This window comes from uncultured Chryseobacterium sp., from assembly GCF_913776365.1.
Taxonomy (GTDB): domain Bacteria; phylum Bacteroidota; class Bacteroidia; order Flavobacteriales; family Weeksellaceae; genus Chryseobacterium.
Window position 1 is genome coordinate 1 of sequence record NZ_CAJYMO010000244.1, and the last position, 26,499, is coordinate 26,499.

Sequence of the window (26,499 nt, forward strand, 5' to 3'; positions counted from 1 at the left end):
AGATCAAGAAAAATCCGGATTCACGCAGGCTGATTGTTTCTGCCTGGAATGCCGCCGAAATTCCCAATATGGCACTGGCTCCCTGCCATGCGCTTTTCCAGTTCTATGTAGCAGACGGAAAACTGTCTCTCCAGCTTTACCAGCGGAGTGCGGATGTGTTTTTAGGGGTTCCTTTTAACATTGCAAGCTATGCGCTGCTGCTGATGATGGTAGCCCAGGTCTGCGATCTTGAAGTCGGCGACTATGTGCACAGCTTCGGGGATGTCCATATTTACAACAACCATTTCGAACAGGTGAAGAAACAGCTTTCGAGAACGCCGAGGCCTTTGCCTGTAATGAAATTAAATTCTGAAGTCAAGGATATTTTCAGTTTTGATTTTGAAGACTTCAGCCTGGAAAACTACGACCCTTATCCGGGGATCAAAGCACCGGTAGCAATTTAAGGTGAATTCGATAGTATTCAATTGGTTTTAAATACTTTATGTAAAAATATGGGACAGGAAATGGGTTAGATATTTCTAAGCAGCATTAGTCTTCAAAGAAAGTAATATGATCATTTTCCATGGAAGGCTGCTGACCGTTATTCTGGTAAAAGGAACTTACGGCTTCCTCCTTACAGCTTTTTTAATCCGGTCATTTGAGTTTATGTTAAATGAGTTGCATCAATCAATAGCGTCGGGCTTCAGCCCGACGTCATTATAGCAGCATACATCCGGCTTTAGCCAAAACTTATCCGCATGCCGCTAATGCCGGATCATCAGGTATCCCGCAGTAAAATGGTCTGAAATCAGTTCTATTGACTGTATACCTGATTTTACACCGAACTTGCATTATTTAAAACAATTAAAGGACAAGCCCGTTTGTTGGCAAAAAATACATATCCATGCAAAAATCCGGCTCATCTGTAGTGAGCCGGATTTTTATTTTCCTTTTGTATGAAAATGTTATATCTGAATAGAACCGGTATCAGATTATTTCCGGTTGGGTTACAGCCGATATTCCGATGGATGAAATCAACATACGGATAGGTCATTTTCTCTGATCTGCTTTTACCGGATCAGAAGGAATACTTGGCACCGATCTGTATCTGGTACGGATTTCCTGTGAGAGGCTGAAGGCCGCTGGTATTTTTTGCATATTCGAACTGCCGGGTCGTCGGGTTGAATTTCTGGATCCTGTACAGGGCGGTATTGCCATAGGATTTGTTCACGCCCCATTCCTTGTTCAGGAGGTTGGCTACGTTAAACACATCGATGGAAAGTTCAAAAGCCCCGATCTTTTCAAATTTTATTTTTTTGGCAACCCGGACATCCCAGACGCCGTAAAAGCCGTTTTTCCCTCCGTTACGCTCAGCAATACGGTTGTTGTATTCCGTGATATAATTTTTCAGCGATTTGCCTACTTCCGGATCATCCAGCAGAGGTTGGGTCAGGGCCGGGAAAATATAGGCCAGATCATTCGAATCCACAAAATCACCGTTGACGTTGCCGCCCGAAGTCATCGAAAAACGGGTGCCTCCGATTCCTGAGTAGCGGATTCCTAAAGTGAAGCCGGCCAGGGTTGGCGAGTTCCCGTAGATGACCACCTTATTCCTGAACTGGTTATCGGAATAGGTCATCCTCAGGTTCCTCGGATCACTCTCGATCATAGTGGATAAAGTGGCCGAATTGGCTACGTTTCCGTTATAGGAAGTATTGTCCCGGATATCCGACCAGGTATAGCTCGCCGTGATTTCCCCGTCTTTCCAGTATCGGTAACTGGTATCGGCTACAAAAGAGAACTGGTTTACCTTCCCGTCGCTTACCAGCTCCAGGACTCTTCCGAAATTCTTATTGATCCTGCCGGCTTTCCAGTCGGTCAGACCGTTGCTCTCTATACTGCCTGCCGGTACATACACGCCCCGTCCGCCCTCATTGGCCAGGGTGAATAAAGGATCGGCATACATATTCCGGTCATAATAAAAATAATTGTTCCGGCCCAGTGCCATATATCCGGCAATCCCTACCCTGAATCTCTCGTTGAAGAAATGGTTGTATGAAAAATTGGCTTTGTAGACGATGGGAACTTTGGCATCCTTTCCTGTATAATTAATGGTCGGAACCTGAAACTGGGATAAAGAGGGCACCGTGCTGTAATCGTTTCGGTAGCTTATAAAGTCCGGCGTAAAGCCGGCTTCCGACGGTTTCACATCTACCGTCGCCAGGTGCCTGCCGTCAAACACCAGGTTGTTGATGACCATATAATTATTGATATCGGAAGAGAAGATGCCTGCTCCGAACTTCAGGAAATCCTTATTCAGTTCGCCGACATTCCATTCAAACTGAAATCTGGGCTGTATCACAAAAGATTTAATACGGTTATCGGTACGGATCCCCATTTCGTCGAACAGTTTCTGGTTCAGTCCGGCTTTGGGGTATCCTGCATAGTCTATTCTCAGGCCGGCCATCAGATCCAGGCCTTTGGCAATTCTGGTCTGAGCCTGTCCGTAAATCCCTGCATTCCAGATACCTGATGTTACGGAAGGATCTTGCATTAACGGCACTTCCCGGTAAAATCTGTTGAAAACCAGCTTGTTGAAATTATCCAGTCCCTGAAAATGGAATCTTCCGTTCACTTCACTTCCGTATACCAACCGGGCATGCGTGTACATAAGATCGGCACCCAGTGTATATTTGACCTTATCGGTATTATAATACAGGTTGTCCACAATCTGTAAGACGTTATTCCTGAAACTTTCCTGGGCAAAACGGTGCCCTCCGATCTGGATATTGGTAGTCGGCTTGTTGGCATCATCAATCACAGACTGTACGCGCTCTACAATGGCTCTTGGTACCGGATGGCCCAGTTCATCGTTCTGATAGCTGTCTTGGAAAGTATACAGGTGCTGTACTTTCAGTTCGTTGGTCATCGATGGCTTCAGATTGGTCCGCAGCGTAAGCAGGAGGCTGTTGTCCATATTCTTATCGTTGGCGTAGGATTCAAAGAAGTTGATGGCCGTATTATCGGTCAATCCGTTTTTATTCAGGTCATACGTAAAATTGTTCCTGAGGGTCAGAAGGTTTTTTTCGTTGATCTGCCAGTCGAGTCGCAGGAATGCAGCATCTGAATTCCGGACCTTGTCAAAAGTCCCGAACTGCGGGGTATTCCCGACTCCGTATTTGGCCCTGCCGATACTCAGTACCTGATCCAGGGTCTGACGGGTTACATTAAACCTTAATGCATCTTCCCTGGACTGTACATCGGCAATGATGAGCGGGCGTGAATCCAGCTGATGGTCCCAGGCCATAAAAAAGTGCAGCTTATTTTTAATGACCGGCCCTCCCAGCGTAAAGCCGAACTGGGAAGTGGAAAAGTCATTGGTTCTTTTATTTCCGCGGATATCGTACGGGCTGGAAAGCCAGTTGGTCCTCAGGTACTCCCAGGCACTTCCGGAGAACCTGTTGGTCCCGGATTTGGTAACGGCACTGATGGTGCCGCCGCCGCTTCTTCCCAGGGTTACGTCATATTGGTTGGTGGTGATTTTAAATTCCCTGACGGCTTCGATGGATATGGAAAACGGGGCGCCGCTGCGGCTGGTGGTAGATCCGGCGGAAGTAGGGTTTTTGGCGGTCATTCCGTCAATGGTAAAATTGGTGGATGAACCCAGCTGCCCCGAGAGGTTACCGTTCTTGCCGCTGAGCGGGGAAAGCTCCGTAAGATTGGTGAAATTTCTTCCGTTTACCGGAAGGATGCTGATGTTTTTTGCCGTAATGGCAGTAGCGGCCCCCAGGTTTCCGATTTTGTTTTTCAGGTTTCCCGATACAATGACTTCCTCAATTGCCTTTTCGCTCCCGGCATCTATATTTACCGTCACCTGATCGCCGAAGTTGATATTGTACCCTTCTCTTTTTTCATCGTTTACAATGACGGTATAGGGCCCTCCCAGAGGGATTTCCTTAAAAATATACTCACCTTTGGAATTGGTTTCCGTTTCCGTTTTAAAACCTGTCGATTCATTGATGATGGTTACTTTTATTTTTTCCTGAGGGGCTTTTCCTGCACCGGTAACTTTTCCTACAATGGAAGCCTGGGTGGTCTGTGCATATGCCAGCGTACCGAAGCTCAGGAACAGAAGTCCCAACACAATTTTAACTTTTCTCATATCTTCAAATTAGCTGTGCAAAGATATTTTGTCTCTGCAGATCGCCTGTTTAAGGGAGTTTTAACATATTTTTAATTATATGGGAATAGGATGTTAAATTAGTTTTAACACGGACTTTATTGTTTACACCGTCAGTTTGTTGAGACGTGTTACGTTTTTTTAATTTCCCCGCAACCGGTAATTGTCTTATTTTTTACGCGGGATTTGGTTATTTTTGCTGAAAGATAGAACCTCATGCCCGAAAATATTCAAGAGAAAATAGAACGCCTCCGACAGGAGCTGGATCAGCACAACCAGAATTATTACGACCTGGATGCGCCTACCATTTCAGATTTCGACTTCGATATGCTGCTTCAGGAACTTCAGGACCTGGAGGCCAAGCACCCGGAATTTTATGATGAAAATTCTCCTACGGTACGGGTAGGCGGAGGGATTACAAAAGTTTTCCCCACCATTCAGCATCAGTTCAGGATGTATTCGCTGGATAATTCCTATGATTTCGACGATCTGGAAGACTGGGAAAAAAGGATCATCAAAACCATTGACGAGCCGGTAGAATTCGTAGCTGAACTGAAATATGACGGAGCCTCGATTTCCATCCGCTATGAAAACGGAAAACTGGTGCAGGCCGTAACCCGGGGTGATGGTTTCCAGGGTGATGAAATTACGGCAAACGTACGGACCATTTCCGATATTCCGCTGAAACTGAAAGGCGATTTCCCTGAGAACTTCTTTATGCGCGGTGAGATTTACCTGAACCGTAAAAATTTCGATAAAATCAATAAGCAGCGTGAGGAAGACGGGCTCGATCCCTTTATGAATCCCAGGAATACAGCCAGCGGAAGCCTGAAGATGCAGGACAGCGCCGAAGTAAGGAAACGCGGCCTGTCTTCAGTACTGTACCAGTTTATTTCCGGGGAAATCCCGGCGGAAACGCATTGGGAGCTGCTGGAAAAAGCCAAAGGCTGGGGTTTCAAGACTTCACAGCAGGCCAAGCTCTGCACTACTATGAAAGAAGTACAGGATTTTATTACTTACTGGGATACAGAGCGTCACCATCTGCCGTTTGAAATAGACGGTATCGTGCTGAAAGTGAATTCCCTGAAACAGCAGCGCCAGCTGGGATATACTGCCAAATCGCCACGTTGGGCCATGGCTTATAAATTCAAGGCTGAGAAAGTGGAGACCGAGCTGCTGAGCGTTTCCTACCAGGTAGGAAGAACAGGAGCCATCACGCCGGTGGCCAACCTGAAACCCGTTTTGCTGGCCGGAACCATTGTTAAAAGGGCATCCCTGCACAATGAAGATATTATTAAAAAACTCGATCTCCACGAACACGATTTCGTGTATGTGGAAAAGGGCGGCGAGATCATTCCTAAAATCGTCGGCATCAATAATGAAAAGCGGGCGGTAGACAGTAGAGAAATTGAATACGTCAGAAATTGCCCGGAATGCGGCACGGAACTCGTGAAAATAGAAGACCAGGCGATCCATTTCTGTCCGAACGAACTGCACTGCCCGCCGCAGGTGGTCGGCAGGATGATCCATTATGTATCCAGGAAAGCACTGAATATCGAGAACCTAGGAAGCGAAACCATCGAGCAGCTGTACCGGGAAAGGCTGATTGAAAATCCGGCTGATTTCTATACGCTGACCAAAGAGCAGCTTCTTCCGCTGGAAAGGATGGCGGAAAAATCAGCACAGAATATTATCTCGGGCATCGAAAAATCGAAAGAAGTCCCTTTTGAGAAGGTGCTGTACGGAATCGGGATCAAGCATGTGGGGGAAACCGTTGCCAAAAAGCTGGTAAAAAACTTTTCCACGATCGATGAGCTGAAAAACGCTACGGTGGAAGAACTTTGCCAGGTAGAGGATATCGGAACCAAAATCGCTGTCAGCCTCTACGATTTCCTTCATAATTCCGAAAATATACTGATGCTGGAAAGGCTGAAATCTTACGGTGTCCAGCTGGAAAAGGGCGAAAGTACCAATGAAGTATTGTCAAATGTACTGGACGGAAAAACCTTCCTTTTTACCGGGAAACTGTCCCTGTTTACCAGGGAAGCTGCAGAAGAAATGGTGGAAAAGCATGGCGGAAAGAATATTTCGGCGGTCTCCAAAAACCTGAACTACCTGGTGGTGGGTGAAAAGGCCGGCAGCAAACTGAAGAAAGCCCAGTCCATCGGCACCATTGAAATCCTGGATGAACAGCAGTTCCTGGATCTGGTGGAAAAAGAATAAATTCATAGAAATATTACCATAATAAACCATTGGGATTATATCGTAATGGTTTATTTTTGCGCATAAAATAAATCATTCTGACTGATACTCATGAAAAAAATCTACTTCATCGTTTCCCTGATGATATTTGCTGTTTGCCAGGCACAGACTTTAAATATTACGGATGCTAAGTTCAAAGCCTATTTATTATCTGCAAGTCCAACCAATTACATTGCATTTAATGCCAATCATATTCCGATAGTCATTGATACCAACGGCGATCAGGAGATCCAGCTTTCGGAAGCTTTATTGGTTAAAGAGCTTACTGTCAGTGGATCAACAAGCTCAGTGGCATCAGAAATCAACAGCATTGCCGGGATCAAAAGTTTTACGAATCTCAGCAAGCTTGCTGTGCAATATATAAGCAATAATAACTTTACTTCTTTTGATGTAAGCGGTATGTCTTCACTCACCGAACTGGTGATAGCGGGGTCTCATGTTTCTTCCTTCAATGCAGATAATTGCACAAATCTCAAAAAACTGAATATCCATGGCGGATACTTCCAGACTTTGACACTGAATATCCCTTCGCTGACGGAGCTGTCCGTTTCTGAATATTTAACCTCTTTAAATATTCAGGGCTGCCCGAATATCAAGATTCTCTATCTGGACCGGATTATGCTTGGCACCCTCAGTCTGAATAACATCAGCAACCTGCAGGAAGTGACAGTGGGAAGCTACGGATATCCGTGGCTGAACAATACCATCAGTATAAGTGGCTGCAACGACTTGAAAAAAGTCAGTTTTTACGGACCCAATGTTCAATCTGTAACAATTTCCAACAACCCTCTGCTTACGGATATCACCTCCGATTACAGTACTTCGGTTCCTACGGTAAATATTACCAACAATGCATCCTTGAAAAACATAGCCCTGGTTGACAATGAAATTGCCAATCTTACCCTTACCGGCTCTCCGGTACTTGAAACCCTAAATGTGGAGGAAAATTCCCTCACCAATATCAGTTTAACAAACTTCCCGCTTCTGAAATCCGTGAAATGTTCGGAAAACCTGCTTACCTCACTGAATCTCAGTGCCAATCCGCTGATTAATTACCTGGACTGTTCAGATAATCACCTGAAGATTATCAATTTTAAGAACGGAGGACAGGTTCCCTATAATTTCAACATCAGCAATAATCCTGAACTGCAATATGTATGCTGCGATGCACAAAACACCACTAATGTTTCCTATTACCTTATGATCTACGGATACACCAATGTCAATCTGAACTCTTACTGTTCTTTTACACCCGGAGGTACTTTTTATACCGTCAACGGAAAGACAAGATATGACAGTAACAGCAGCGGTTGTGATGCATCGGATCCTGATAAAGCATTTCAAAAGTTTCTGGTGGCAAACGGTACAGCAACCGCTGCTTTCTCTGCAGACGCCATCGGAACTCACTTTATACCTTTACAGGCCGGAAGCCATACCATCACACCGGTTCTGGAAAATCCGGCTTATTTCAATGTTTCGCCGGCCAGCATTACCGTCAATTTTCCTGCCCAGGCAAGTCCGCTGACACAGAATTTCTGCATTACGGCAAACGGAACCCATAATGACCTCGAAGCCCTGATCATTCCGCTTACGGCAGCCAGCCCGGGTTTTGATGCGAAATACAAAATCATCTATAAAAATAAAGGTACCCATGCACAGTCCGGTACCGTTTCATTCAGCTATAATGATAATCTTACGGATTACCTGGCGGCTACTATGACCCCGGCTTCACAGTCGACAGGATTGCTGAACTGGAATTTTAGCAATTTGCTTCCTTTCGAAACGCGGGAAATCACCGTAACCCTGAAAATGAATACACCAACCCAAACCCCCGCGCTGAACGGAGGAGATATCCTTTATTACACGGCCCAGGTTAACGGTGCTGCCGATGAGACGTCTTCAGACAACACATTTACACTGAATCAGACGGTTGTGAATTCTTTCGATCCGAATGACAAAACCTGTCTGGAGGGAAATTCCATCGCATTGGCAAAAGTCGGGGATTATGTGCACTACCTGGTCAGATTTGAAAATACGGGTACAGCCAACGCACAGAATATTGTGGTGAAGGATGAGATCGATGCTTCGAAATTTGACATCTCCAGTCTGATCAGCCTGCACGGAAGCCATAATTTTGTGACGCGGATTACAGGGAATACGGTGGAATTTATTTTTGAAAATATCCAGCTTCCTTTCAATAATGCAACGAATGACGGCTACGTTTCATTTAAGATCAAAACGAAGTCTGCCCTGACGGCAGGAGACAGTTTCAGCAATACGGCAAAGATTTACTTCGACTATAATTTTCCGATTATTACGAACACTTATACCACAACCGTTCAGAATATATTGGCTGCCGCAGAGACCGGTAAGCAGGAAAGCAATATTTCCGTTTACCCTAATCCGGTAAAGGATACATTGTATTTCAGGTCTGATGAAAACATCATCAAAGCTGAAATGTATGACGTTTCCGGAAGAATCATCAGCTCTGTAAACCCTTCAGGCCATTCGCTTGATGTTTCGCATCTTGCCAAAGGAAACTATCTTATCCGGTTCTCCACAAAAGAAAAGTCTGTTACAAGGCAATTTATAAAAAATTAACTTTCAGGTGATCCTAAATAGAGGCTGTCTTTCAGGGGCAGCCTTTTTTATTTCCGGGCCGCAACTGATCCGGAGCATAAAACGATTTCCTGTTTTCCTCTTATCTTTAGATGGGAAAATTAAAAGTAAATGATGGATTTTTTAAAGGATCACTCCATTCAGAATGAGCTGCTGCTGATTTTTATCTCCGTTGTTCTCGGTATCCTTATCGGTGCTGAACGGGAATACCGGAATAAGTCGGCCGGGCTGAGGACATTTATTCTTATCTGCTTCGGGTCCTGTCTCTTTACGATTCTTTCGGTAAAGATCGGCGTTGATGACCCGGACCGGATTGCGGCCAATATCATTACCGGAATCGGCTTCCTGGGTGCCGGCGTCATCTTTAAAGGGGATAACAAAATCGACGGCATTACAACGGCAACCACCATTTGGGCTACAGCTTCCATTGGTATGGCGGTAGGCTCAGGGTATGTCTATTTATCAGCATTGGGAACTTTGCTGGTCCTGCTGATCTTAAGCCTGCTGACGTATTTTGAAAAACTGATCGACCGGGAACACAAGATCCGGGAATACCGGATTACCGTTGCCGATTTTCAGGAAGTGGAACATTGCGAAGGCCTTTTTAAACAATACCACCTGAATTTCAGAATCTCACAACAAAAATACAGCGAAGGCCAAGTAACGACCGCCTGGCTGCTTACCGGAAAAAACGCTTCCCATGAAGCACTGGTAAGAGCTTTGATGAAGGATGAAAACATAACAGGCTATGAATTCTGAAATGCTGTACATTGAAAAGTAAAAAGCCTCCGATTCCTGATCTTTATCGTGACGCTAATTTTTTTGCTGCCGATCTGGTAAAAATGGCCTGTATTATGTACAGGCCCTTTCCATTTACTTCTTCCTGAGAATATAGGCGTTTTTATTAGGCCCGTCAATAGAATTCCCCTGAAGGTCGAGCTGGGTCAGCATCTGATTTCCTACCTTGTATTTATATTTGGAAGTATTGCCGTTCAATGTGATTACCTGGTTTCCGGAATCCCATTGATACATTCCCTGGTCTTCATTCCCGGCTTTTCTTTCCAGGTATTCTTCTTCCAGCTTGAAGGAGCCGTTTTCATTCAGGGTCAGGACAGATCTTATTCCCGGGCAGTCTGCACACGGCACCGTACCTTCATAGGTTCCGTACCAGTCACGGCTCTTTTCGGCTGCAGCGGCTGCCGTATTGCCGGTTGCTGCCGGCTCTGCAGAGGAACGGATGGCCGGTGAGTCCGGTTGGGGAGCTACTTTTATGTCAGGGTTTTTGTCTTTCTGATTACAGGAGACCATCAGTAAAAGGGTGGTAAGTCCAAGGATTTTCAGCGTATTCATAAGCTATATTTTTGGGATGAGGTGTTACCATACAGCAGCAAAAAACAAGCCGCTGCCAGACCGGTGGCATTGGTCAGCATTCCTTTGTAAAGTACAATAGGTTCATAAGGAAAAGGAATGAAGAAAGGTACCGTCTTTCCGTGCTCCGGATTTTTTACCCTTTACCGTAACATAACCCGGTACCTCATCTTTTTTATCTGTGGTCTGTTTCCCGATTTCTTCGTACATTGGCGAAAATTTTTTGATTATGACTAAAAAGATCCTGTTATCCGTATTTCTTCTGCCGGCTGCCCTGGCTTTTGCCCAGCAGTACGGAGGAATGTGGATTCCTACAGAGCTGAATGAAAAGGAAATGAAGGAATTGGGAATGAAAATCTCTGCAAAAGACATCTTCAATCCCCAGAAACCCAGCATAAAAGATGCGGTGGTACAGTTTAACGGCGGATGTACGGCTGAAATTATTTCCCCTAAGGGACTTCTGCTCACCAACCACCACTGCGGATACGGCCAGATCCAGGCCCATTCTACCGTGCAGAATGATCTGTTGTCGAATGGTTTCTGGGCTAAGAATATGACCGGCGAACTTCCGAATCCGGGAGTTACGGTAGATTTTATTGTCGATATCAAAGAAGTGACCCCTCAGATCCTGCAGGGAACAGACCATCTCCAGGAGCCGGAACTGGCAAAACAGATTACGAAAAATATCGAGATTTATAAAAATTCACAGAAAACCGAGCCTTACCAGTCAATTTCCGTGAAATCCATGTATTACGGGAATAAATTCTATGCCTATACTATTGAAACATATAAAGATATACGTCTGGTAGGAGCGCCGCCGCAGAGCATCGGGAAATTCGGTTCGGATACCGATAACTGGGTATGGCCGAGGCATACGGGAGACTTTTCCATGTTCAGGATTTACGCCGATAAGAACAATAAACCTGCAGAATATTCCAAAGACAATGTTCCTTATGTTCCGAAGCATTATCTTCCGGTTTCCATCAGGGATAAAAATGAAAATGATTTTACTTTTGTCTTCGGATTCCCGGGAAGGACTACGGAATACCTTCCGGCTGTGGCAGTAGAAAAAATCATGACGGAAATTGATCCGGCAAGAATCGCGGTACGGGATGTCGCACTGAAAACACTGGACGAAAAAATGCGTACCGATGATGCTACCCGTATCCAGTATGCTTCAAAGTATGCTTCCGTTGCCAACTACTGGAAAAAATGGATCGGTGAGGTGGAAGGACTTAAGAAATCCAATGCGGTACAGAAGAAGCTGGCATATGAAGCTTCACTGGCCGGTAAAAGCCCTGAAATCAAATCAACAATCGACCAGCTGAATACATTGTATAACGAGCAGGCTCCGTATGCCCTGAACAATGCCTATTATTCCGAAACGTTAAGAAACGCAGAAACCCTTACGCTGGCCAACCTGTATTACGGATATATCACTGCCGTAGAGAGCGGAAGGGCAGATGAAAAAAGTACAGCTGCTTTCAAAAGCAGGCTTACTTCTTTTTATAAAGATTATAATGCTGAACTGGATGCCAAGGTAACGGCCAAATTGCTGGCGCTGTATGCCAATAAAACGGCACCTCAGTTCCTGCCGGACGGATTCGGGAAATACAAAAACGAAGCCCAGAACATCCCGGCAATAGAAGATATTTCCAAAAACTCCGTTATTACGGGAAGAAGCGAGGTGAACGGTGCTTCTTTAAATAAAGACATCGATAAAGCTTTTTCCAATCAGGATAAACTTATCAAATCTATAAAAAAGGATCCTGCTTACCAATTATACCTGTCATTAAGAGAAACTTATATGGCAAAAGCGGATCCTCAGTTTGCTTCTTTGCAGACCAAGATCGATGCCCTTCAGAAAACTTATATGGCCCAGCAGATGAAAACGGATAAAGACCGTAAGTTCTTCCCGGATGCCAATTCCACCCTGCGGGTAACCTATGGAAAGGTGAAAGGATCGTCGCCCAGAGATGCAGTTGAGTATGGTTACCAGACCCACCTTGCAGGTGTGATGGAGAAATATGTTCCCGGAGATTATGAATTCGATGTTCCGAAAAAGCTGATTGATCTTTATCAGAAAAAGGATTTCGGAAGCTACAAAGATAAAACCGGCGACGTCCCGGTAGGATTTACGGCCACCAACCACACCACCGGAGGAAATTCCGGCAGCCCGGCTCTGGATGCCAATGGCAATCTGGTAGGATTGAATTTCGACCGCCAGTGGGAAGGCACCATGAGCGACATCAATTATGACCCGCGTTTCAGCCGGAACATCATGGTGGATACCAAATACATCCTTTTCATCATCGATAAATTTGCCGATTCCAGATGGCTGGTGGATGAGATGAAGATTGTGAAATAGTCTACTATGGACTTATCATAATGCGGCCTTCGATGCGCACAGATAAGTTTTGGCTAATGCTAATTTCACAAGGAGTAAGATAAGATAGAATGGATGAAACCGTTCCTGTTAATATAAAAAGTCCTGAATTCATTTCAGGACTTTTTTTTGTGCAATGCCGTCTTTCTCTTTTCCGTTGTATTAAAAGTGTTAGTACAAGAAGTATCAGCTGTTTTTTGTAAAAGTCTTTTAAAAATAACCTTCCGCACTTTTGATATAGGGCTCAGGCTTGACACTACCATACAGGGCATCTGATTCGGAATATAAAGAAAATAACAGAAGAAATACGACCAAAGATTGACCGGAAAATAATCTGTTTCATTTTCTGCAGGATTAAAAAGATTCTTTTTATTTTTGAATCATCAATGAAAAAACACATCATCAATTTTTTGTCAGGATTTGAAAAAGGAAATGCAGGGGAAGCATTTCCTCTGGATTATTGCCTTCCCGTGTACCATTGTGTTTCCGATGAAAGTCTGCCTCACCTTAAAAATATCATTCCCTATAAAAACACAAGGCAGTTTGAACAGGATCTCGATTGTTTAAGCAGACATTTTCAATGGGTAGACTGGCACGAATTCAAAGCCTTTACGACCGGAAACTTCCGGCCTGAAAAAAGAATAGCCCTCCTGACATTTGATGACGGTTTACGGGAATTTTATGACATCATCATGCCGATCCTGGAACGGAAAGGCATCTATGCCATTAACTTCATCAACCCAAAGTTCATTGATAACAAAGCCTTAATGTTCCGCTGTAAGGCAAGCCTGCTGGCTGAACAACTAAAGGGCAGCAAGAAACCGGATCCTGAAATTTTCAGCTTATTGCCTTCCAACGGAAATGCTGTACAGCAAATCCTGAAAATCGGTTATTTGCAGCAGGACCTCCTGGACCGGTTGGCCGGAATCCTGAAAGTCGATTTCAGCAGGTTTTTACAACAACAGCAACCCTATATGACTTTTGACCAGCTTAAAAACGCTGCCCGGCGGGGATTCGGCATCTCTTCCCATAGTTGGGATCATCCTTTGTACCATGAGTTATCCCTTGAACAGCAGCTCGAATCCACTGCCCGGACATTCCGGTTTCTCAAGCAGCATGACTTCTTATACGAAAGCTTTGCTTTTCCTTTTACCGACTTTGGAGTCAGAAAAGAATTTTTCAACCGGCTGTTCGATAATGAAGAAGTTTTCTGTTCTTTCGGATGCGCAGGTGTAAAACTTGATAGCATTGGTAGGAATTTTCAGAGAATACCCATGGAAAACGGTGACACGGCTGAATCTGTGTTAAAAAAGGAAATAGCTTATTTCAGGTTGAAAAAAATATTGAATAAAAATAAAATCGTAAGGATATGATCCATCTGAGGACGTTAAATAAAAGACAGCTTGAAGAATTTGTATCCTCCGGCGAATATAAAAAATACGATTTTCTTCCGATTACCCGGCACCGTGCTGTCTCGCATGGTAAAAATCCGAAAGCTGATCATCACCAGACTTTACTCATCCTGGCTTTTGAAGACGATCAGCTGGCAGGTTACCTGGGCTGCTTGCCCGATGAATTCTTAACAGAAGGGGGAGAGACCATAGCATATGCCTGGCTCAGCACCCTGTTTGTCAGCAACAGATTCCGTGGAAAAAGAATTGCCCAGAATCTGCTGAACAAAGCTTTTGATGAATATCAGGGAAATATTGCCATTACGGAATTTACGAAAGAGGCAGAAAGTCTATATAATAAAACAGGCGTTTTCCGGTACATACAGCCTAAGCAGGGAGAAAGATATTATTTCAGAACAGATCTTGCGCAGGTGATTCCGGCCAAAAAACCTTATAGTAAACCCTTACAGCCTGTTTTCCGTCTGGCAGATCTGGTAATCAATGCCGGGATTTCATTGAAGAATTTTTTTAAAGGAAAACCGGATTTCCGGTTTGAAATTCTTGATACGATCGATGAGGAAAGCCGGCTTTTTATGAAGCATTTTAAAAGTAACCGCAGCACCGGGGACATTAACAGAATGATCGATAATCCCTGGGTTCTCGAAGGCAGAACCCCGGAAGAAGCCTATTTGTTTTCGAGTTATTCCCGGCAGTTCAGATATTACTGGATAAAAATTTTCAACGAAAATAATGAGTTGGAGATCTGTTCACTTCTTCTTTTACGGGACAGGCACTTAAAAATCCCATATGTTTTTTCTGCTTCGTCTACCGATAGGTTTGTTGATTTTCTGAGTTATTTCATCATAAAAAATAAAGTGATTACGCTTACCAGTTATCAGGCTGCTGTCAATAGCCGGATGAGCACTGTAAAAGGTTTCCCGGCCATCCATCAGCGGAAGATTGAAAGAAGGTATATGTTCCACCAAAACCTTATATCCAATCTCCCTGAATACTTTGATCCCGGATTTCAGGATGGTGATGGAGATTGTATGATGACATAAAAAAGAGGCTTGTACAAAAGCCTCTTTTTTTCAATGCCCGAAAATATCCTTCAGGCTTACTTCTCTGAATCTTCCCATCCGGTTTACCGCATCAATATCCAGGTTTTCCTTTTTTCCGATGATGGCCGTATTGAAACTGATGGGTTTGATATCCGTCTCATAGAATTCCTTCAATTCTTTAAAAGTAAGGCTTTCGATCTGCCGGTAAATATCTTTCCTGAAATCATGTTGAATATTCAGTTTATTCAGCCGGAGCCGGTTAAAAAAGATATTGGTACGGGTAATTCGTGTGGAAGCAATCTGTTTGAGCGCGGAACTTCTGGCATTCTCAAACTGTACCGGTACTTCCGGCAGTTCATCCATCAGTTCTGCCATGGTATCCACGGCAATCTGCAGTTTGTCCGGCTGTGTCCCGATATAGGTCGTAATGTAATCCGGATGGTTCAGTTCCGAATTGGGAGCATAAGAAACGTAGGCAGAGTAGGCCAGGCTTTTGCTTTCCCGGATTTCCTGGAAAACGATAGACGATAATCCACGCCCGAAATATTCGTTAAAGACATTGATCTTTCCGAAATTTTCCGTGTTTACGGTATGTCCTTTTCCGGCTTTGCTCATTTCCATCTGTACCATATCGTAATCTACAAAATAGACATTGCCCAGGGTTTCCGGCTCAGGGTAATGTTTAGCCGTAGGAACTTCGTATTTTTCATCCTGGATGTACCCGGAGATCAGCGAGGTGAAACGGTCTGCATCTTTACCATAAAAGAAAACTTGGTATGGGAACAGGAAAAGCTTCCTGATCCGGTCCGTAAATACTTCTACCTGCGAAACTTCCAGTTCTCCTTTTGAAATGACATCTGTAAAACGGGAAAACTCATCCATTTTCGTATAGTTGGTAAGGGCAGTCATGATGCGGCCTTTATCCTTTTTTACGGCAGCGCGGTTTTCGAGTACGGTCTCTACAAACTGGCGGTAAATTTCCTGATCGGGCAGTACCTCATACATCCAGTGCTGAAGCAGTTCAACCCCTTTGATGATATTTTCTTCCAGCCCGCTCAGCGAGATGGTCAGCTGGTCATTGGTCGTCTTGAAATCATTGGTTATCCCGATCTTGAAAAACTCTTTTTTCAGATCATCCGGTGAAAAACGGCCGGTTCCCAGATATTGCAGGAGCTGGGTGGAAATTCCCAGGTCACGGTCATGGTCGCTTCCGAAAGGAAAGATGAAATGTACCTGGGCAATATCGTTGTACTTGTTTTTAACGGAACTTATCGTTTTGCCGTTAACGGTACCGGTCTTAATTTCTTTATCATAATCAATGAATTCCGGAGCAATATCTGGCATTTTCTCAGCTAAAATTTCCCTGAGGAAATCAGATTGTGCCTCACGGTTGATCCTGATCGGTGTAATGCCCGGATTGTCAACCCTAAGCAGCTTGTCATTGGTGCCTTTTTCTTTATAGATGATCACATAGTTTTCCCTGAAAAAATCATTGGCAAAAGCTACCACTTCTTCTTTGGTGAAGGCTGCGTAGTCTTCCATCTCATTCAGTTCCTGCTGCCAGGTCCTTCCTTTGATGTAGGTGTCGTAAAGGTTGGTGGCCAGGCCGTCTGCGGTTTCCATGGCCTTCATGCGCTGGATCCTGAAATCGTTGATGATGGCAGGCAGCATCCAGTCCGGAAATTCCCCTTTCTTTACCAATTGCAATTGTTCCAGTGCAAGGTCCTTCGCCTCATCCAGCGTCTGGGTTTCTTTCGGGACGGCAACGATGGAGAAATAACCATACTGTTTCAGTCCTACGGAATAGGCCTGTCCCCATAAAAGTTTCTGGGTCTGGTTGATGTTCAGGTCCATGATTCCGGCTTCGCTTCTGTTGCTCAGGATGTTCACCACGATATCCGCCAGCATCGCTTCCCGCGTTCCATAGCTGTCTGTTCGCCAGGCCAGCTGTACCCGTGGTGTGGTAGGGCTTTTTACCGTTCTTTTTATAATTCCTGATATCGGTTTTTCGGTAACAGGTATTTTAGCAGGAAGTTCACGGTAGGGGAGAGTTCCGAAATAACGGTCAATAAGCTGTATGGTTTCTTCAAAATCCAGATCGCCTACCATTACCATTGCGTAATTATTGGGAACGTAATATTCATCAAAATACTTATGGATGGCCTTCATGGAAGGATTTCTGAGATGCTCAGCTTTACCGAGGGTGGTCTGCTGGCCGTTCGGGTGACTGGGGAACAGCGCGTCCATCATTTCGTACTGCACCAGCCTTGAATCATTATCCTGTGCGCGGTTGAATTCCTCATACACCGATTCCAGTTCAGTGTGGAATAGCCGCAGCACAAGATCGGAAAAGCGGTCTTTCTCTATTTTCAGCCATTTTTCCAGCTCATTGTTGGGAATATTGTTTTTGTATACGGTTTCATTAAACCAGGTATGTGCATTGGTCCCGGTAGCGCCCAGTGAGGAAATCGCTTTATCATATTCGTTGGCAATGGCATAACGGCTGGCTTCCTGGGATACACGGTCGATATTCCGGTAGATTTCTTTCTTTTTTTCAGGATCCGGTTCCGCTTTATGCTGTTCGTAAAGGTCTGAAATCTGGTCCAGCAGTTTTCTTTCTTCGTCCCAGTTCAGGGTTCCGAGCTTTGAGGTTCCCTTGAACATCATATGTTCCAGGTAATGGGCAAGTCCGGTATTGTCTGCAGGATCATTATTGCTTCCCGTCCTTACCGGAATATAGGTCTGTATCCTCGGGGCATCGGCATTCCGTGCCAGGAAGACCTTCAGGCCATTCTTTAAGGTATAGGTTCTTACCTTGTTTTCATCGTGGGTAACGGTAGTATATTCGTAGTTGTTCTGATCGGTATATTTTTCTTCCTTATATTTTTTGTCTGTCATAACGGTCATTTCATTTCACTCTATGCATGAAGTCATACAAATGTAAGCAATCGCAGGGGAAACGTCCCTGTTTTTACCTACTATTGCATCTATGACCGTCATGGGTCAAAATTAACACCAAAGTAAGGTTGCTTGTATAATAAAAGAACCCTTTCGGCCTTATAGAGACTGAAAGGGTGAGCCGGTTATCCGGTTTTTTTTAAGAAGGATTATTTATAGTACGTATATTTTATATAATCATTTTTCCCGTCACTATTATAATCATAATTGTCAGGAACCTGCAATACCAGTTTCGATGCTGTGAGTTCCAGAACCTTCGCAGCAGTACCGCTGATCACTAATTTCTGTTCTGCCGGGGTGTACGTATATTCTACGGTAGCAGCAAATTTCTGACAGGAAGATCCGATGGAATTGAAATCGTTCATATCGTATTTCCCGTCGGTACGGAATTCATAGGTACTTTGTTTTTTGCAGTCATCAATGGTTTCCTGTCCGATTGCGGTGGTCTGGTCGGTTCCGGAGATCATGGTTTTGGATTGTATCTTCCAGACCCCGATGAGGGCGGAATTCTGGGGTGCTTCAGGAGTTTCGTCGTTGTTATCGCATGCTGCCAGTACAAATGCCGAAAGAGCGATTATCAGTTTTTTCATAGGATAATTTTCCGCGAAGATATTAAAATTCTTTCACTGGAGATGAAAGTTTCTGCCAGGAAAGCGGCATCTTCCATAGTGCCGATAGCAGGGATCGCTCCCATTGCTTCAATTCCCGAAGCTCTTTCAGGTCTGCTGCTGACCACTGTTACAGTATGGTTTTTGCGGATGAGTTCTTCGGCCAGCGGCCTGCTGATGTTGCCTAAAGAACCGGTAACGATAATTTTCATTTTAATTGATTTTACAGTCACGAAGTTCAGCATTTCCCAGGCGGCGGATGTAGCCGGATCTCTCTATTATATAGCCGGAAAAGGGCAAAAAAAAGAGCGGAAAAAACCGCTCCTGAAAAATAACCTGCCGACTGTCAGATGTAAACACATCCGCATCCCTCTTCCCAAGGTTCGCACAGGCGCTTAGGTTCCATGCACCGGCCGTCTCCGCCCTTGATGAGCAACAGCTCCTTACGTACTAATTTTTTTAGATTTTTCATAAGAATGATTTTTAATTTGCTGATACCGAATATACAAAATTATTTTATAATACACATGAGTGGGATTTAAATTTCATGTAGCATAAGCCGTTTTATTAATTTCGTAGCCTGGGCTTTCGCTTTTTCCCGAATATTTTCTACGGTGTAGCCGGCATTTACAGAGGTCCCGTGGAAGTACAGCGGTTCTGTATATTTCATCCGGGCATAATACGCAGTCTGTTCAAGGTTTCTGCAGAACTCATGAACCCGGAAATGGTGCTCTCCCAGAGGCTGATACTCCGTTTCGGGAGCACCTACCGTAAAGCTCGGGATAAAATGCTTTCCTTCCAGCTTGTTGCCCTGCGAGCCGTACGCAAACTGATATTCAAAGACGACATCAAACCAATGCTTGAGGATAGCCGGCATATTGTACCAGTACAGCGGATACTGGAATACGACCGAATTGTGCCGGAGCAGGGCTTCCTGCTCCGATTTGGCATCTATGCGATAATCGGGATAAAGCTTTGCCAGGTTTCTGATTTCCGGAGAAAGACTGCTTTTCTCAAGCTCTTCGATGATGGTTTTATTAGCGAGCGATTGTTCGATGTCCGGATGTCCGAGGATAATAAGTGCCATTGTTTTTCTGTTTTAAATGAATACTATAAAAATGATAGTTGCAAAATTATCCTGAGTATCATAGATTTGCAATATCTATCCAAATGGATAGGTGGAAAAAAATGAAAAAAGAATGCATCGGCAGCCATGTGAAAGTAGGGAATAAGGAATATCCCTGCTCCGTAAGCCTGGCCATGAACCTGGTAGGCGGCAAGTGGAAAGCCGTGATCCTCTATCACCTGAAAGATGGTGAAAAGCGGTACAGCGAACTGAGAAAGGAACTTTTTTCCGTTACGGAAATGACGCTGAGCCTGCAACTCAGACAGCTGGAAAAAGACGGGCTGGTTTCCCGGCAGGTTTTCGGTAGCAAACCGCCCGTTAAGGTCATTTACTCGCTTACGGATTTCGGCAGAACCTGTATTCCGGTACTGGAAGCCATCACCGACTGGGGCAACCGGATTGTGGAAGAACAAGGGGAATTTGTTGATTAAGCTGAGATTACTTTCCGGCAGGACTGTTACTGCTCTGATGAGACCTGATCATATCCGATTCATTTTAATGAAACAACAGATAAACAACCAGGACCTGACGCAAGGTTCTTTCCGGATCTTCAAAAATACAGTTTCATCGTTTTACATGAGATTCTAATGTTGTTCAGAACGCGTGTAGGCAGGTTGAGCAGAGTGTTACAGGTATTCAGATCCTGCAGTCTCCGGGATCTGCAGGACTCATCTTTCCGGTAAAATGTAAGCCCCTTCTGATAGGTAGACGGCTATAACATTGCAGATTGCCGGCAGTAATGCTGAAGGAAAAACTTCGGGCATCCGGCTTTCTTCTTCCCGCCTGTTTTACCCATTTAAATCATCACATCGAAACTCATCAGCAGGGCAGTTTCTGCAGAGCCGGCATAGCGCTCCGTATTGATTCCCGTGAACCGGAAGCCGCATTTCCGGAAAAAGCAGATGGCCGGATAATTGGTATTCTGTGTTTCCACTTCTACCAGCCTGCAGCTGAGGGCCCGGGCTTCCCGGCTGACCGCTTTGATCAGAAGCTTACCGATGTCCTGCCGTCTGAAGGGTTTACTGATCAGCAGGTGTTCTATCACAAGGCTCGCATTCCGTTCCCTTTTGCGGCAGACTGCCCATCCGATCAGTTCTTCTTCATGGAAAGCGCCGAAAGAATGTCCGTGTTTCATCAGCTCATTAAGTCTGGAAATCTCTGCATCATCCAATGTCCGTTCCCGGGTATAGGGCTGATGTTTTTCCCGCAGGCTGAACTCAAAAGCATCAGCGGTCTCAATTACCGAAACGGTAAAGACGGTATCGGTGCTATAGCCGGCAGAGCCCCAGTATAAAACCGCGTTACCGGTTATTTTTTCAAGTTTCCTGATGTCCATGGCTAATAATCTGAAATACGGGAACCTGGATAATTCCTTCTGGTGGAATAGAGAATGATCTGTATGAATACCAGTACCGAGATAACCGCTACCCGCAACAGGGCATTATCGGAAAACCTTTTCCGGATCACTTCCATATAACTGATCTTTTCAATGGTAAATTCCCTGAGCTGGCTGATATCGGTAAAAGTATTTACCCGGGCCACTTCAGAGCTGATTTCCGCTTCATTCAGGGTAGCGGCCACATTGATGAGATTGATATTGCTCATGAAAAGCCATCCGGACAGCAGGAGGGAAACGGACAAAAGGAAAGGTCTGATAAGCTTCATTAACGGTAATTTTCTGATCTTTTCAAATGTAGTGAAATCCGGTTATATTTTTACCATCCAATCACATTGCCCTGCCGGTTTCAAAAAACCGGAATTTCAGCATTTGGGCTGTTGGCTTTGGCTCAGAAAGACTTAGCGAAAATTAATTAAAATTTCACATATCAAAAATTTTAAAACCCGTAAATTTGTTCCCAATAAAATTTTACAGGATGTTTAGGAAAATTCCGGTAGTGGCGGCTGCATTTTTATCCGTTGTTACCATCAATGCGCAGAAGAATAAGAATACCATGTTGGAAAGGCCGAAGCTGGTGGTAGGGCTTGTAGTAGACCAGATGAGGTGGGACTACCTGTACCGGTATTATAACAAGTACGGGAACGACGGTTTCAAAAGACTCCTGAATACCGGCTATTCATTAAATAATGTACACATCCCTTATGTTCCCACCGTTACGGCTTTGGGCCATACGTGTATCTACACAGGATCTGTTCCGGCCATCCATGGGATTGCAGGCAATGACTGGACTGATAAGGAAACCGGAAAAAATGTGTACTGTACCACTGATGAAAGCGTACAGCCTGTAGGCACCACCAATGTAAAAGTGGGAAGCCACTCTCCGAAAAACCTGTGGTCAACCACCGTTACCGACGAGCTAAGGCTGGCTACCAATTTCCAGGGAAAAGTAGTGGGGATTTCCCTGAAAGACAGGGCATCCATCCTGCCGGCGGGCCACACCCCGAACGGAGCTTTCTGGTTTGATGATTCTACAGGGAACTTTATTACCAGCACCTGGTACATGAACGATCTTCCGCAATGGATCAAGACCTTCAATGCACGGAATCTCCCGGACCAGCTGGTGGCCAACGGATGGAATACACTGCTGCCGATTGAACAATATACGGAAAGCTCCCCGGACAATTCTGCCTGGGAAGGATTGCTGGGAAGCGCAAAAACCCCAACTTTCCCATATACCAATCTGGCAGCGGATTACCAGAGCAGAAAAGACAATATCCGTTATACACCTTTCGGAAATACCCTTACTTTACAATTGGCAGAAGCTGCTGTTGAAGGCGAAAAAATGGGCAGTGACGATGTAGTGGATATGCTGGCGGTTAATCTTGCATCCACCGACTATGCCGGACATAAGTTCGGGCCGAACTCCATTGAAGTGGAAGATGTCTATCTCCGGCTAGATCAGGATCTGGCCAGGTTTTTCAACTATCTGGATACCAAAGTAGGAAAAGGGAAATATACCGTATTTCTCTCTGCCGATCACGGCGGTGCCCACTCCATCGGCTTTTTGAAGGAACATAAAATTACTTCCGGGTTTTTCGGGGACGGAATGGAAAAAAATATGAACCTGAAGCTGAAAGAGAAGTTCGGAGTGGACGGATTGATCAATGCCATTGATAATTACCAGATTTATTTTGACAGAAAAGTATTGAAAGACAATAATCTGGACCTGGAAACCGTAAAGGATTTCACGGTTCATGAAATTGAAAACGATCCGGATGATCTGTATGCCGTTTCCGTAACCAAAGTACAGGAAGCAACGATCCCGGAACCCATCAAACAGAGAATTATCAACGGGATCAACAGGCAGAGAAGCGGGGATATACAGTTGATTTCCCACGATTCCATGCTTCCGCCTTATGCAAAGACAGGAACTACCCACAGTGTATGGAATTCTTATGACGCCCATATTCCGCTGATTTTTATGGGATGGGGAATAAAACATGGGGAAAGCGATAAGCCTTACTTTATGACAGATATTGCCCCAACGGTTTCATCACTGCTGAAAATACAGTTTCCCAGCGGAAATATCGGGAATCCGATCAGTGAGGTAACCTCAAAATAAAAGCTGGCTTAAAAGCCCAAAAATTCCCTGACAAATCCGTTTGCCAGGGAATTTTTATGGGTAAAAACAGCATCTCAAGTAAAATAGATATCCGGGAGCAGATTGTTACCTATACAACGGTTACGCTTACGGTCCCGGTTCCGGTGTTGTATTTTTTAAATAAATATTTTTGTACCGTCAATCTTCAGCATATTTTGTTTCTCCATCTTTTTAATGGCCCGGATAACGGTTTCGATACGCATTCCGGTAAGCGAGGCCAGCTGTTGCCGCGTATACGGAATATGATAAGAGAATTTCTCCTGGGATCCGAAATGGCTTTTCACATGATTCATGATCAGATGAAGCTTGGTAAGCGGATCTTTAAAAGAGAAAGGCGCAGCTATAATGTACCGGTAGTGCATACGGTCTGCGGTATAGGAGTACATTTTAAAAAAAAGTTCGGGTTGTTCCTTCAGCATTTCCATCAGCTTGTTCTTTTCCAGTTTTATAATCTCACAGTCCGTAAGAGCTATCGCATTCACCGCATATTTCTGGTCATGGAAAAGATACGTTTCTGCTAAACAATGACCGTCGAAAGGCATTCCATGGATAAACTCCTTGCCATCTTCCAGAAAGCTGCTTAATTTTACGGTTCCGGATTTTATCTGTAAATAGTACTTCGGTGTACTGTCTTCTGCAAAGATATAGTCCCCGGAATTATAATTGTGCAGTTCAGCGCCATGAGAAAACAGGAGGTTTTCACAAATGATCATAATTTAACAGGTATTAAGTTGAGATAAAATTAACAATTAAAGAGGGTTGTTAAAAATTAATTAATACCACATCGATGCCCTACAGGGGCTTTATTGGTACAACTGATGGGTTGTTAGACACTTTTATCTCAGATCCTGTCAATTATCATTATGGTAACAGCAGGCATTATTCAATGCATACCTGTAATTTCAAAAGAAAAACCGCAGCCCTCGCTGCGGTTTCAGACATAAAGAATATTATTCTTCATCTTCGTCATCCTCATACTGTTCCAGGAAATAGGTAAATGAAAAATCTTCCGTTTCATCTTCCGTATCTTCCAGGGTCGTAAGCAGATCTTCGAAAATTTCGAGCTGATCTACGGTCATGTTTACGAATTCAAGGTGAAGCGGCATTTCAAGATGCCCCGTGATAACATCGGTCAAGGCATCGAGATTATCCCCGAAATGCTCCGGGAGCGGAAGCTTTTCTTTGAGTTGTGCATAGAAGTCTTCAAAATCCCCTATATCTGTAAAGTCTATATATATTGTACTCATATTGAATTGAATTTCCAGTTTTTACTGATTAAAAATTGTTTGCATTTTTTGCAAAAGTCGGTTTCTTCGTTGGTTGGGTTTTTGCCTTCTGCAGCCCTCATAAAGCAGGTTTTCACCGGGCAGTGTGGTAAGCCCTGCGTATGCCCAAGCTCGTGAACAGCTATCTTGAAAAACTGTTCGCCGGCATTGTATTTATAGAGCCTGAAACTTGAAGCAACACAGGCATTACCCGGTCGTAATGCCAACCCCATGATCCCGAAATCTTTTACCGGCCCTTTGGCAGCGCTGATATCCTTTGAGGTTAAGCCCATCGTCACAAAACCATTTCCGGTATTCCGGCTTAAAAATGAGATGACAGAATCTGCCCTGTACCGGTTTCTGGGTTGATAATAAGTATTCCCGGGAAAACCGATGGGCTTCAGGATGCGTACATATGGATACATCTTTTTAATCCTGTTGGCAATACCTGTTACATTTTCAGGTCTGAGATCGTTAAAAGGCTGGATAAGAATGGTAACGGCTTTTTGGTCCTTAATCATTTTCTGCTGTTTTCCTGAACAGGAAAAAATGAGGGCAAAGCACAACAGAACCATTCCAAAACTACTGCTTCTCAAAACTTTTATAATGGTTTTTGGTTAGGTAAACCTCTCCCTCTTTGGTAAAGACGATCCGGTCTGCTTTCCGGCTTCCGCAATGATAATTTACGTCGGCTTCAAAATATTTTTTACCGTCCGGTAAAATCCTTTCCCTGTTCCCGAAGATATCCCCGCCAATGGCTTTTCCCGGAGCGACTTCACAAAGATTTCCCTTCGCAGGGTTCCAGCCAAGACTCCGGGCCCGGCTCTTTGTAAGGTAATATTCCGGAAGCTTATGGTGCTGCTGTACATAGGCAATTACCGTTTTGGCTTCCGTCAGCTCATCTACCGGCTGCTGTAAGGAAGTGGCAGGCTGGTCAGTAACCGTACCGTATTCCATTACCGGAGGCTGTAAGGAATCAGGCTGCCGCTCCGAAATAAAGTTCTTATAAACATACATTCCGGACATCCCGAAGAGCAGTCCCAGGCAGATAAAGAACAAAGCACGTATTTTACTGTTCATATCTTATAATTAATTTAGCAATATAACAATATAACAATATAACAATGTAACAATGTAATAATGTAACAATGTAACAATGTAACAATGTAAAAATATAACAATCTAATAATGTATTAGTACAACAGTCTGTTGCTAATCATTGGCTGTAAATTGTTATACTGCTATATTTTTATATTGTTACATCTCTATTGTATTGATTAATTTCTCCATTCCTCCGGGATGTCACAAACCGGGATCGGATTCATTTTATGCTGTGCTGCCTTATGCATCCTGTCAAAGATCATGAAGACTTCTTTATCACGGCCCTCATATTCCTCGACAGCTTTGGTGCCGTATTCCTTCTGGATTTTTTCCAGTTCCGGATAGGTAGCCCCGATCTGGTCTTCGTCTGTTCTCTCGGCATCCCACAGTCCGTCGGTAGGGATGGCATTCCGGATACTTTCAATGAGATCCAGGGATCTGGCCAGCTCATAGACTTCGGTTTTATAGAGGTCTGCAATAGGAGAAACGTCCACACCGCCGTCGCCGTATTTGGTATAAAAGCCTATTCCGAAGTCTTCTACCTTATTTCCGGTTCCGCAGACCAGCAGGCCGTGCAGCTGCCCGAAATAATACAGATTCAGCATCCGAAACCGCGACCGGGTATTGGCAAGCGC

23 protein-coding genes are annotated in these 26,499 nt (G+C 44.3%); 9 read left to right on the top strand and 14 right to left on the bottom strand.

The features are described 5' to 3' along the window. Positions 1–443 (top strand): thymidylate synthase (gene thyA, locus QZ735_RS12405; RefSeq protein WP_294248892.1); only part of this gene is annotated, 443 nt, incomplete at its 5' end. Between the two features lie 614 nt (positions 444–1,057). Here the strand turns inward: thyA and QZ735_RS12410 are convergent. Beyond that, on the bottom strand, positions 1,058–4,141 hold the full coding sequence (locus tag QZ735_RS12410) for a TonB-dependent receptor (protein ID WP_294248894.1): 3,084 nt from the start codon (positions 4,139–4,141) through the stop codon (positions 1,058–1,060). A gap of 234 nt (positions 4,142–4,375) precedes the next feature. Between QZ735_RS12410 and ligA the strand changes: the two genes are divergently transcribed. The 3 genes from ligA to QZ735_RS12425 all read left to right on the top strand — a co-directional run bounded on the left by ligA (position 4,376) and on the right by QZ735_RS12425 (position 9,799). Beyond that, a complete protein-coding gene (gene ligA / locus QZ735_RS12415; protein ID WP_294248897.1) occupies positions 4,376–6,382 on the top strand; it encodes an NAD-dependent DNA ligase LigA in 2,007 nt (668 codons plus the stop codon). A gap of 90 nt (positions 6,383–6,472) precedes the next feature. Then, a complete protein-coding gene (locus QZ735_RS12420) occupies positions 6,473–9,022 on the top strand; it encodes a T9SS type A sorting domain-containing protein (protein ID WP_294248900.1) in 2,550 nt (849 codons plus the stop codon). A gap of 132 nt (positions 9,023–9,154) precedes the next feature. Next, positions 9,155–9,799, top strand: a complete 645-nt coding sequence (locus tag QZ735_RS12425) for an MgtC/SapB family protein (RefSeq protein WP_367117852.1) — start codon at positions 9,155–9,157, stop codon at positions 9,797–9,799. Between the two features lie 114 nt (positions 9,800–9,913). Here QZ735_RS12425 and QZ735_RS12430 read toward each other — a convergent pair whose 3' ends face one another. Both QZ735_RS12430 and QZ735_RS12435 read right to left on the bottom strand, forming a co-directional pair. Further along, complete coding sequence (locus QZ735_RS12430; RefSeq protein WP_294248905.1) at positions 9,914–10,390, bottom strand: copper resistance protein NlpE; 477 nt, start codon at positions 10,388–10,390, stop codon at positions 9,914–9,916. A 102-nt stretch (positions 10,391–10,492) separates the two neighbouring features. Beyond that, positions 10,493–10,618, bottom strand: coding sequence for a hypothetical protein (locus QZ735_RS12435; RefSeq protein WP_294248907.1), 126 nt, complete (start codon positions 10,616–10,618; stop codon positions 10,493–10,495). A 19-nt stretch (positions 10,619–10,637) separates the two neighbouring features. Here QZ735_RS12435 and QZ735_RS12440 point away from each other — a divergent pair, with 19 nt between their 5' ends. From QZ735_RS12440 to QZ735_RS12450, 3 genes are all read left to right on the top strand, one after another. Continuing rightward, complete coding sequence (locus QZ735_RS12440; RefSeq protein ID WP_294248910.1) at positions 10,638–12,776, top strand: S46 family peptidase; 2,139 nt, start codon at positions 10,638–10,640, stop codon at positions 12,774–12,776. Between the two features lie 404 nt (positions 12,777–13,180). Further along, complete coding sequence (locus QZ735_RS12445; protein WP_294248913.1) at positions 13,181–14,167, top strand: polysaccharide deacetylase family protein; 987 nt, start codon at positions 13,181–13,183, stop codon at positions 14,165–14,167. Next, positions 14,164–15,246, top strand: a complete 1,083-nt coding sequence (locus tag QZ735_RS12450) for a GNAT family N-acetyltransferase (protein WP_294248917.1) — start codon at positions 14,164–14,166, stop codon at positions 15,244–15,246. Before QZ735_RS12445 ends, QZ735_RS12450 begins: the two co-directional genes overlap by 4 nt. 30 nt (positions 15,247–15,276) lie before the next feature. On the opposite strand, the gene QZ735_RS12455 is transcribed toward QZ735_RS12450, so the two are convergent. The 4 genes from QZ735_RS12455 to QZ735_RS12470 form a co-directional block, all read right to left on the bottom strand. Further along, a complete protein-coding gene (locus tag QZ735_RS12455; protein WP_294248920.1) occupies positions 15,277–18,144 on the bottom strand; it encodes an insulinase family protein in 2,868 nt (955 codons plus the stop codon). Between the two features lie 209 nt (positions 18,145–18,353). Next, positions 18,354–18,794 (bottom strand): lipocalin family protein, encoded by a 441-nt coding sequence (locus tag QZ735_RS12460; protein WP_294248924.1) that lies wholly within the window; start codon positions 18,792–18,794, stop codon positions 18,354–18,356. Then, positions 18,791–19,024, bottom strand: a complete 234-nt coding sequence (locus tag QZ735_RS12465; protein ID WP_294248926.1) for a hypothetical protein — start codon at positions 19,022–19,024, stop codon at positions 18,791–18,793. Before QZ735_RS12465 ends, QZ735_RS12460 begins: the two co-directional genes overlap by 4 nt. Positions 19,025–19,350: 326 nt before the next feature. After that, positions 19,351–19,899, bottom strand: a complete 549-nt coding sequence (locus QZ735_RS12470; RefSeq protein WP_294248929.1) for an NAD(P)H-dependent oxidoreductase — start codon at positions 19,897–19,899, stop codon at positions 19,351–19,353. 101 nt (positions 19,900–20,000) lie between these two features. Here QZ735_RS12470 and QZ735_RS12475 point away from each other — a divergent pair, with 101 nt between their 5' ends. Further along, on the top strand, positions 20,001–20,369 hold the full coding sequence (locus tag QZ735_RS12475) for a helix-turn-helix domain-containing protein (RefSeq protein ID WP_294248933.1): 369 nt from the start codon (positions 20,001–20,003) through the stop codon (positions 20,367–20,369). Positions 20,370–20,734: 365 nt separating this feature from the next. On the opposite strand, the gene QZ735_RS12480 is transcribed toward QZ735_RS12475, so the two are convergent. Both QZ735_RS12480 and QZ735_RS12485 read right to left on the bottom strand, forming a co-directional pair. Next, positions 20,735–21,274 (bottom strand): GNAT family N-acetyltransferase, encoded by a 540-nt coding sequence (locus QZ735_RS12480; RefSeq protein ID WP_294248936.1) that lies wholly within the window; start codon positions 21,272–21,274, stop codon positions 20,735–20,737. 2 nt (positions 21,275–21,276) lie between these two features. Beyond that, a complete protein-coding gene (locus QZ735_RS12485) occupies positions 21,277–21,603 on the bottom strand; it encodes a hypothetical protein (protein ID WP_294248937.1) in 327 nt (108 codons plus the stop codon). A gap of 209 nt (positions 21,604–21,812) precedes the next feature. Between QZ735_RS12485 and pafA the strand changes: the two genes are divergently transcribed. Next, the gene (gene pafA / locus QZ735_RS12490; protein ID WP_294248938.1) at positions 21,813–23,459 is read left to right on the top strand and encodes an alkaline phosphatase PafA; all 1,647 of its coding nucleotides are present in this window, start codon (positions 21,813–21,815) and stop codon (positions 23,457–23,459) included. 155 nt (positions 23,460–23,614) lie between these two features. On the opposite strand, the gene QZ735_RS12495 is transcribed toward pafA, so the two are convergent. The 5 genes from QZ735_RS12495 to nadE form a co-directional block, all read right to left on the bottom strand. Next, positions 23,615–24,211 carry a Crp/Fnr family transcriptional regulator gene (locus QZ735_RS12495; protein ID WP_294248945.1) on the bottom strand — a complete coding sequence of 199 codons (597 nt, stop codon included), beginning with the start codon at positions 24,209–24,211 and terminating at the stop codon, positions 23,615–23,617. A 237-nt stretch (positions 24,212–24,448) separates the two neighbouring features. Then, complete coding sequence (locus tag QZ735_RS12500) at positions 24,449–24,745, bottom strand: barstar family protein (protein WP_294248948.1); 297 nt, start codon at positions 24,743–24,745, stop codon at positions 24,449–24,451. Continuing rightward, positions 24,742–25,284, bottom strand: coding sequence for a matrixin family metalloprotease (locus tag QZ735_RS12505; protein WP_294248950.1), 543 nt, complete (start codon positions 25,282–25,284; stop codon positions 24,742–24,744). Before QZ735_RS12505 ends, QZ735_RS12500 begins: the two co-directional genes overlap by 4 nt. Positions 25,285–25,345: 61 nt before the next feature. After that, complete coding sequence (locus QZ735_RS12510) at positions 25,346–25,843, bottom strand: ribonuclease domain-containing protein (protein WP_294248953.1); 498 nt, start codon at positions 25,841–25,843, stop codon at positions 25,346–25,348. Between the two features lie 197 nt (positions 25,844–26,040). Continuing rightward, positions 26,041–26,499: NAD(+) synthase (gene nadE / locus QZ735_RS12515; protein WP_294248956.1), on the bottom strand; the 459-nt coding region annotated here is incomplete at its 5' end.

Coding starts and splice junctions, on each gene's coding strand:
- QZ735_RS12465 (WP_294248926.1), bottom strand. CDS start 19,024: ATGAAAATTATCGTTACCGGTTCTTTAGGCAACATCAGCAGGCCGCTG.
- QZ735_RS12455 (WP_294248920.1), bottom strand. CDS start 18,144: ATGACAGACAAAAAATATAAGGAAGAAAAATATACCGATCAGAACAAC.
- QZ735_RS12485 (WP_294248937.1), bottom strand. CDS start 21,603: ATGAAGCTTATCAGACCTTTCCTTTTGTCCGTTTCCCTCCTGCTGTCC.
- QZ735_RS12410 (WP_294248894.1), bottom strand. CDS start 4,141: ATGAGAAAAGTTAAAATTGTGTTGGGACTTCTGTTCCTGAGCTTCGGT.
- QZ735_RS12450 (WP_294248917.1), top strand. CDS start 14,164: ATGATCCATCTGAGGACGTTAAATAAAAGACAGCTTGAAGAATTTGTA.
- QZ735_RS12435 (WP_294248907.1), bottom strand. CDS start 10,618: ATGTACGAAGAAATCGGGAAACAGACCACAGATAAAAAAGATGAGGTA.
- QZ735_RS12510 (WP_294248953.1), bottom strand. CDS start 25,843: ATGAACAGTAAAATACGTGCTTTGTTCTTTATCTGCCTGGGACTGCTC.
- QZ735_RS12430 (WP_294248905.1), bottom strand. CDS start 10,390: ATGAATACGCTGAAAATCCTTGGACTTACCACCCTTTTACTGATGGTC.
- QZ735_RS12505 (WP_294248950.1), bottom strand. CDS start 25,284: ATGATTAAGGACCAAAAAGCCGTTACCATTCTTATCCAGCCTTTTAAC.
- QZ735_RS12480 (WP_294248936.1), bottom strand. CDS start 21,274: ATGGACATCAGGAAACTTGAAAAAATAACCGGTAACGCGGTTTTATAC.
- pafA (WP_294248938.1), top strand. CDS start 21,813: ATGTTTAGGAAAATTCCGGTAGTGGCGGCTGCATTTTTATCCGTTGTT.
- QZ735_RS12425 (WP_367117852.1), top strand. CDS start 9,155: ATGGATTTTTTAAAGGATCACTCCATTCAGAATGAGCTGCTGCTGATT.
- QZ735_RS12445 (WP_294248913.1), top strand. CDS start 13,181: ATGAAAAAACACATCATCAATTTTTTGTCAGGATTTGAAAAAGGAAAT.
- QZ735_RS12500 (WP_294248948.1), bottom strand. CDS start 24,745: ATGAGTACAATATATATAGACTTTACAGATATAGGGGATTTTGAAGAC.
- QZ735_RS12420 (WP_294248900.1), top strand. CDS start 6,473: ATGAAAAAAATCTACTTCATCGTTTCCCTGATGATATTTGCTGTTTGC.
- ligA (WP_294248897.1), top strand. CDS start 4,376: ATGCCCGAAAATATTCAAGAGAAAATAGAACGCCTCCGACAGGAGCTG.
- QZ735_RS12440 (WP_294248910.1), top strand. CDS start 10,638: ATGACTAAAAAGATCCTGTTATCCGTATTTCTTCTGCCGGCTGCCCTG.
- QZ735_RS12460 (WP_294248924.1), bottom strand. CDS start 18,794: ATGAAAAAACTGATAATCGCTCTTTCGGCATTTGTACTGGCAGCATGC.
- QZ735_RS12475 (WP_294248933.1), top strand. CDS start 20,001: ATGAAAAAAGAATGCATCGGCAGCCATGTGAAAGTAGGGAATAAGGAA.
- QZ735_RS12470 (WP_294248929.1), bottom strand. CDS start 19,899: ATGGCACTTATTATCCTCGGACATCCGGACATCGAACAATCGCTCGCT.
- QZ735_RS12495 (WP_294248945.1), bottom strand. CDS start 24,211: ATGATCATTTGTGAAAACCTCCTGTTTTCTCATGGCGCTGAACTGCAC.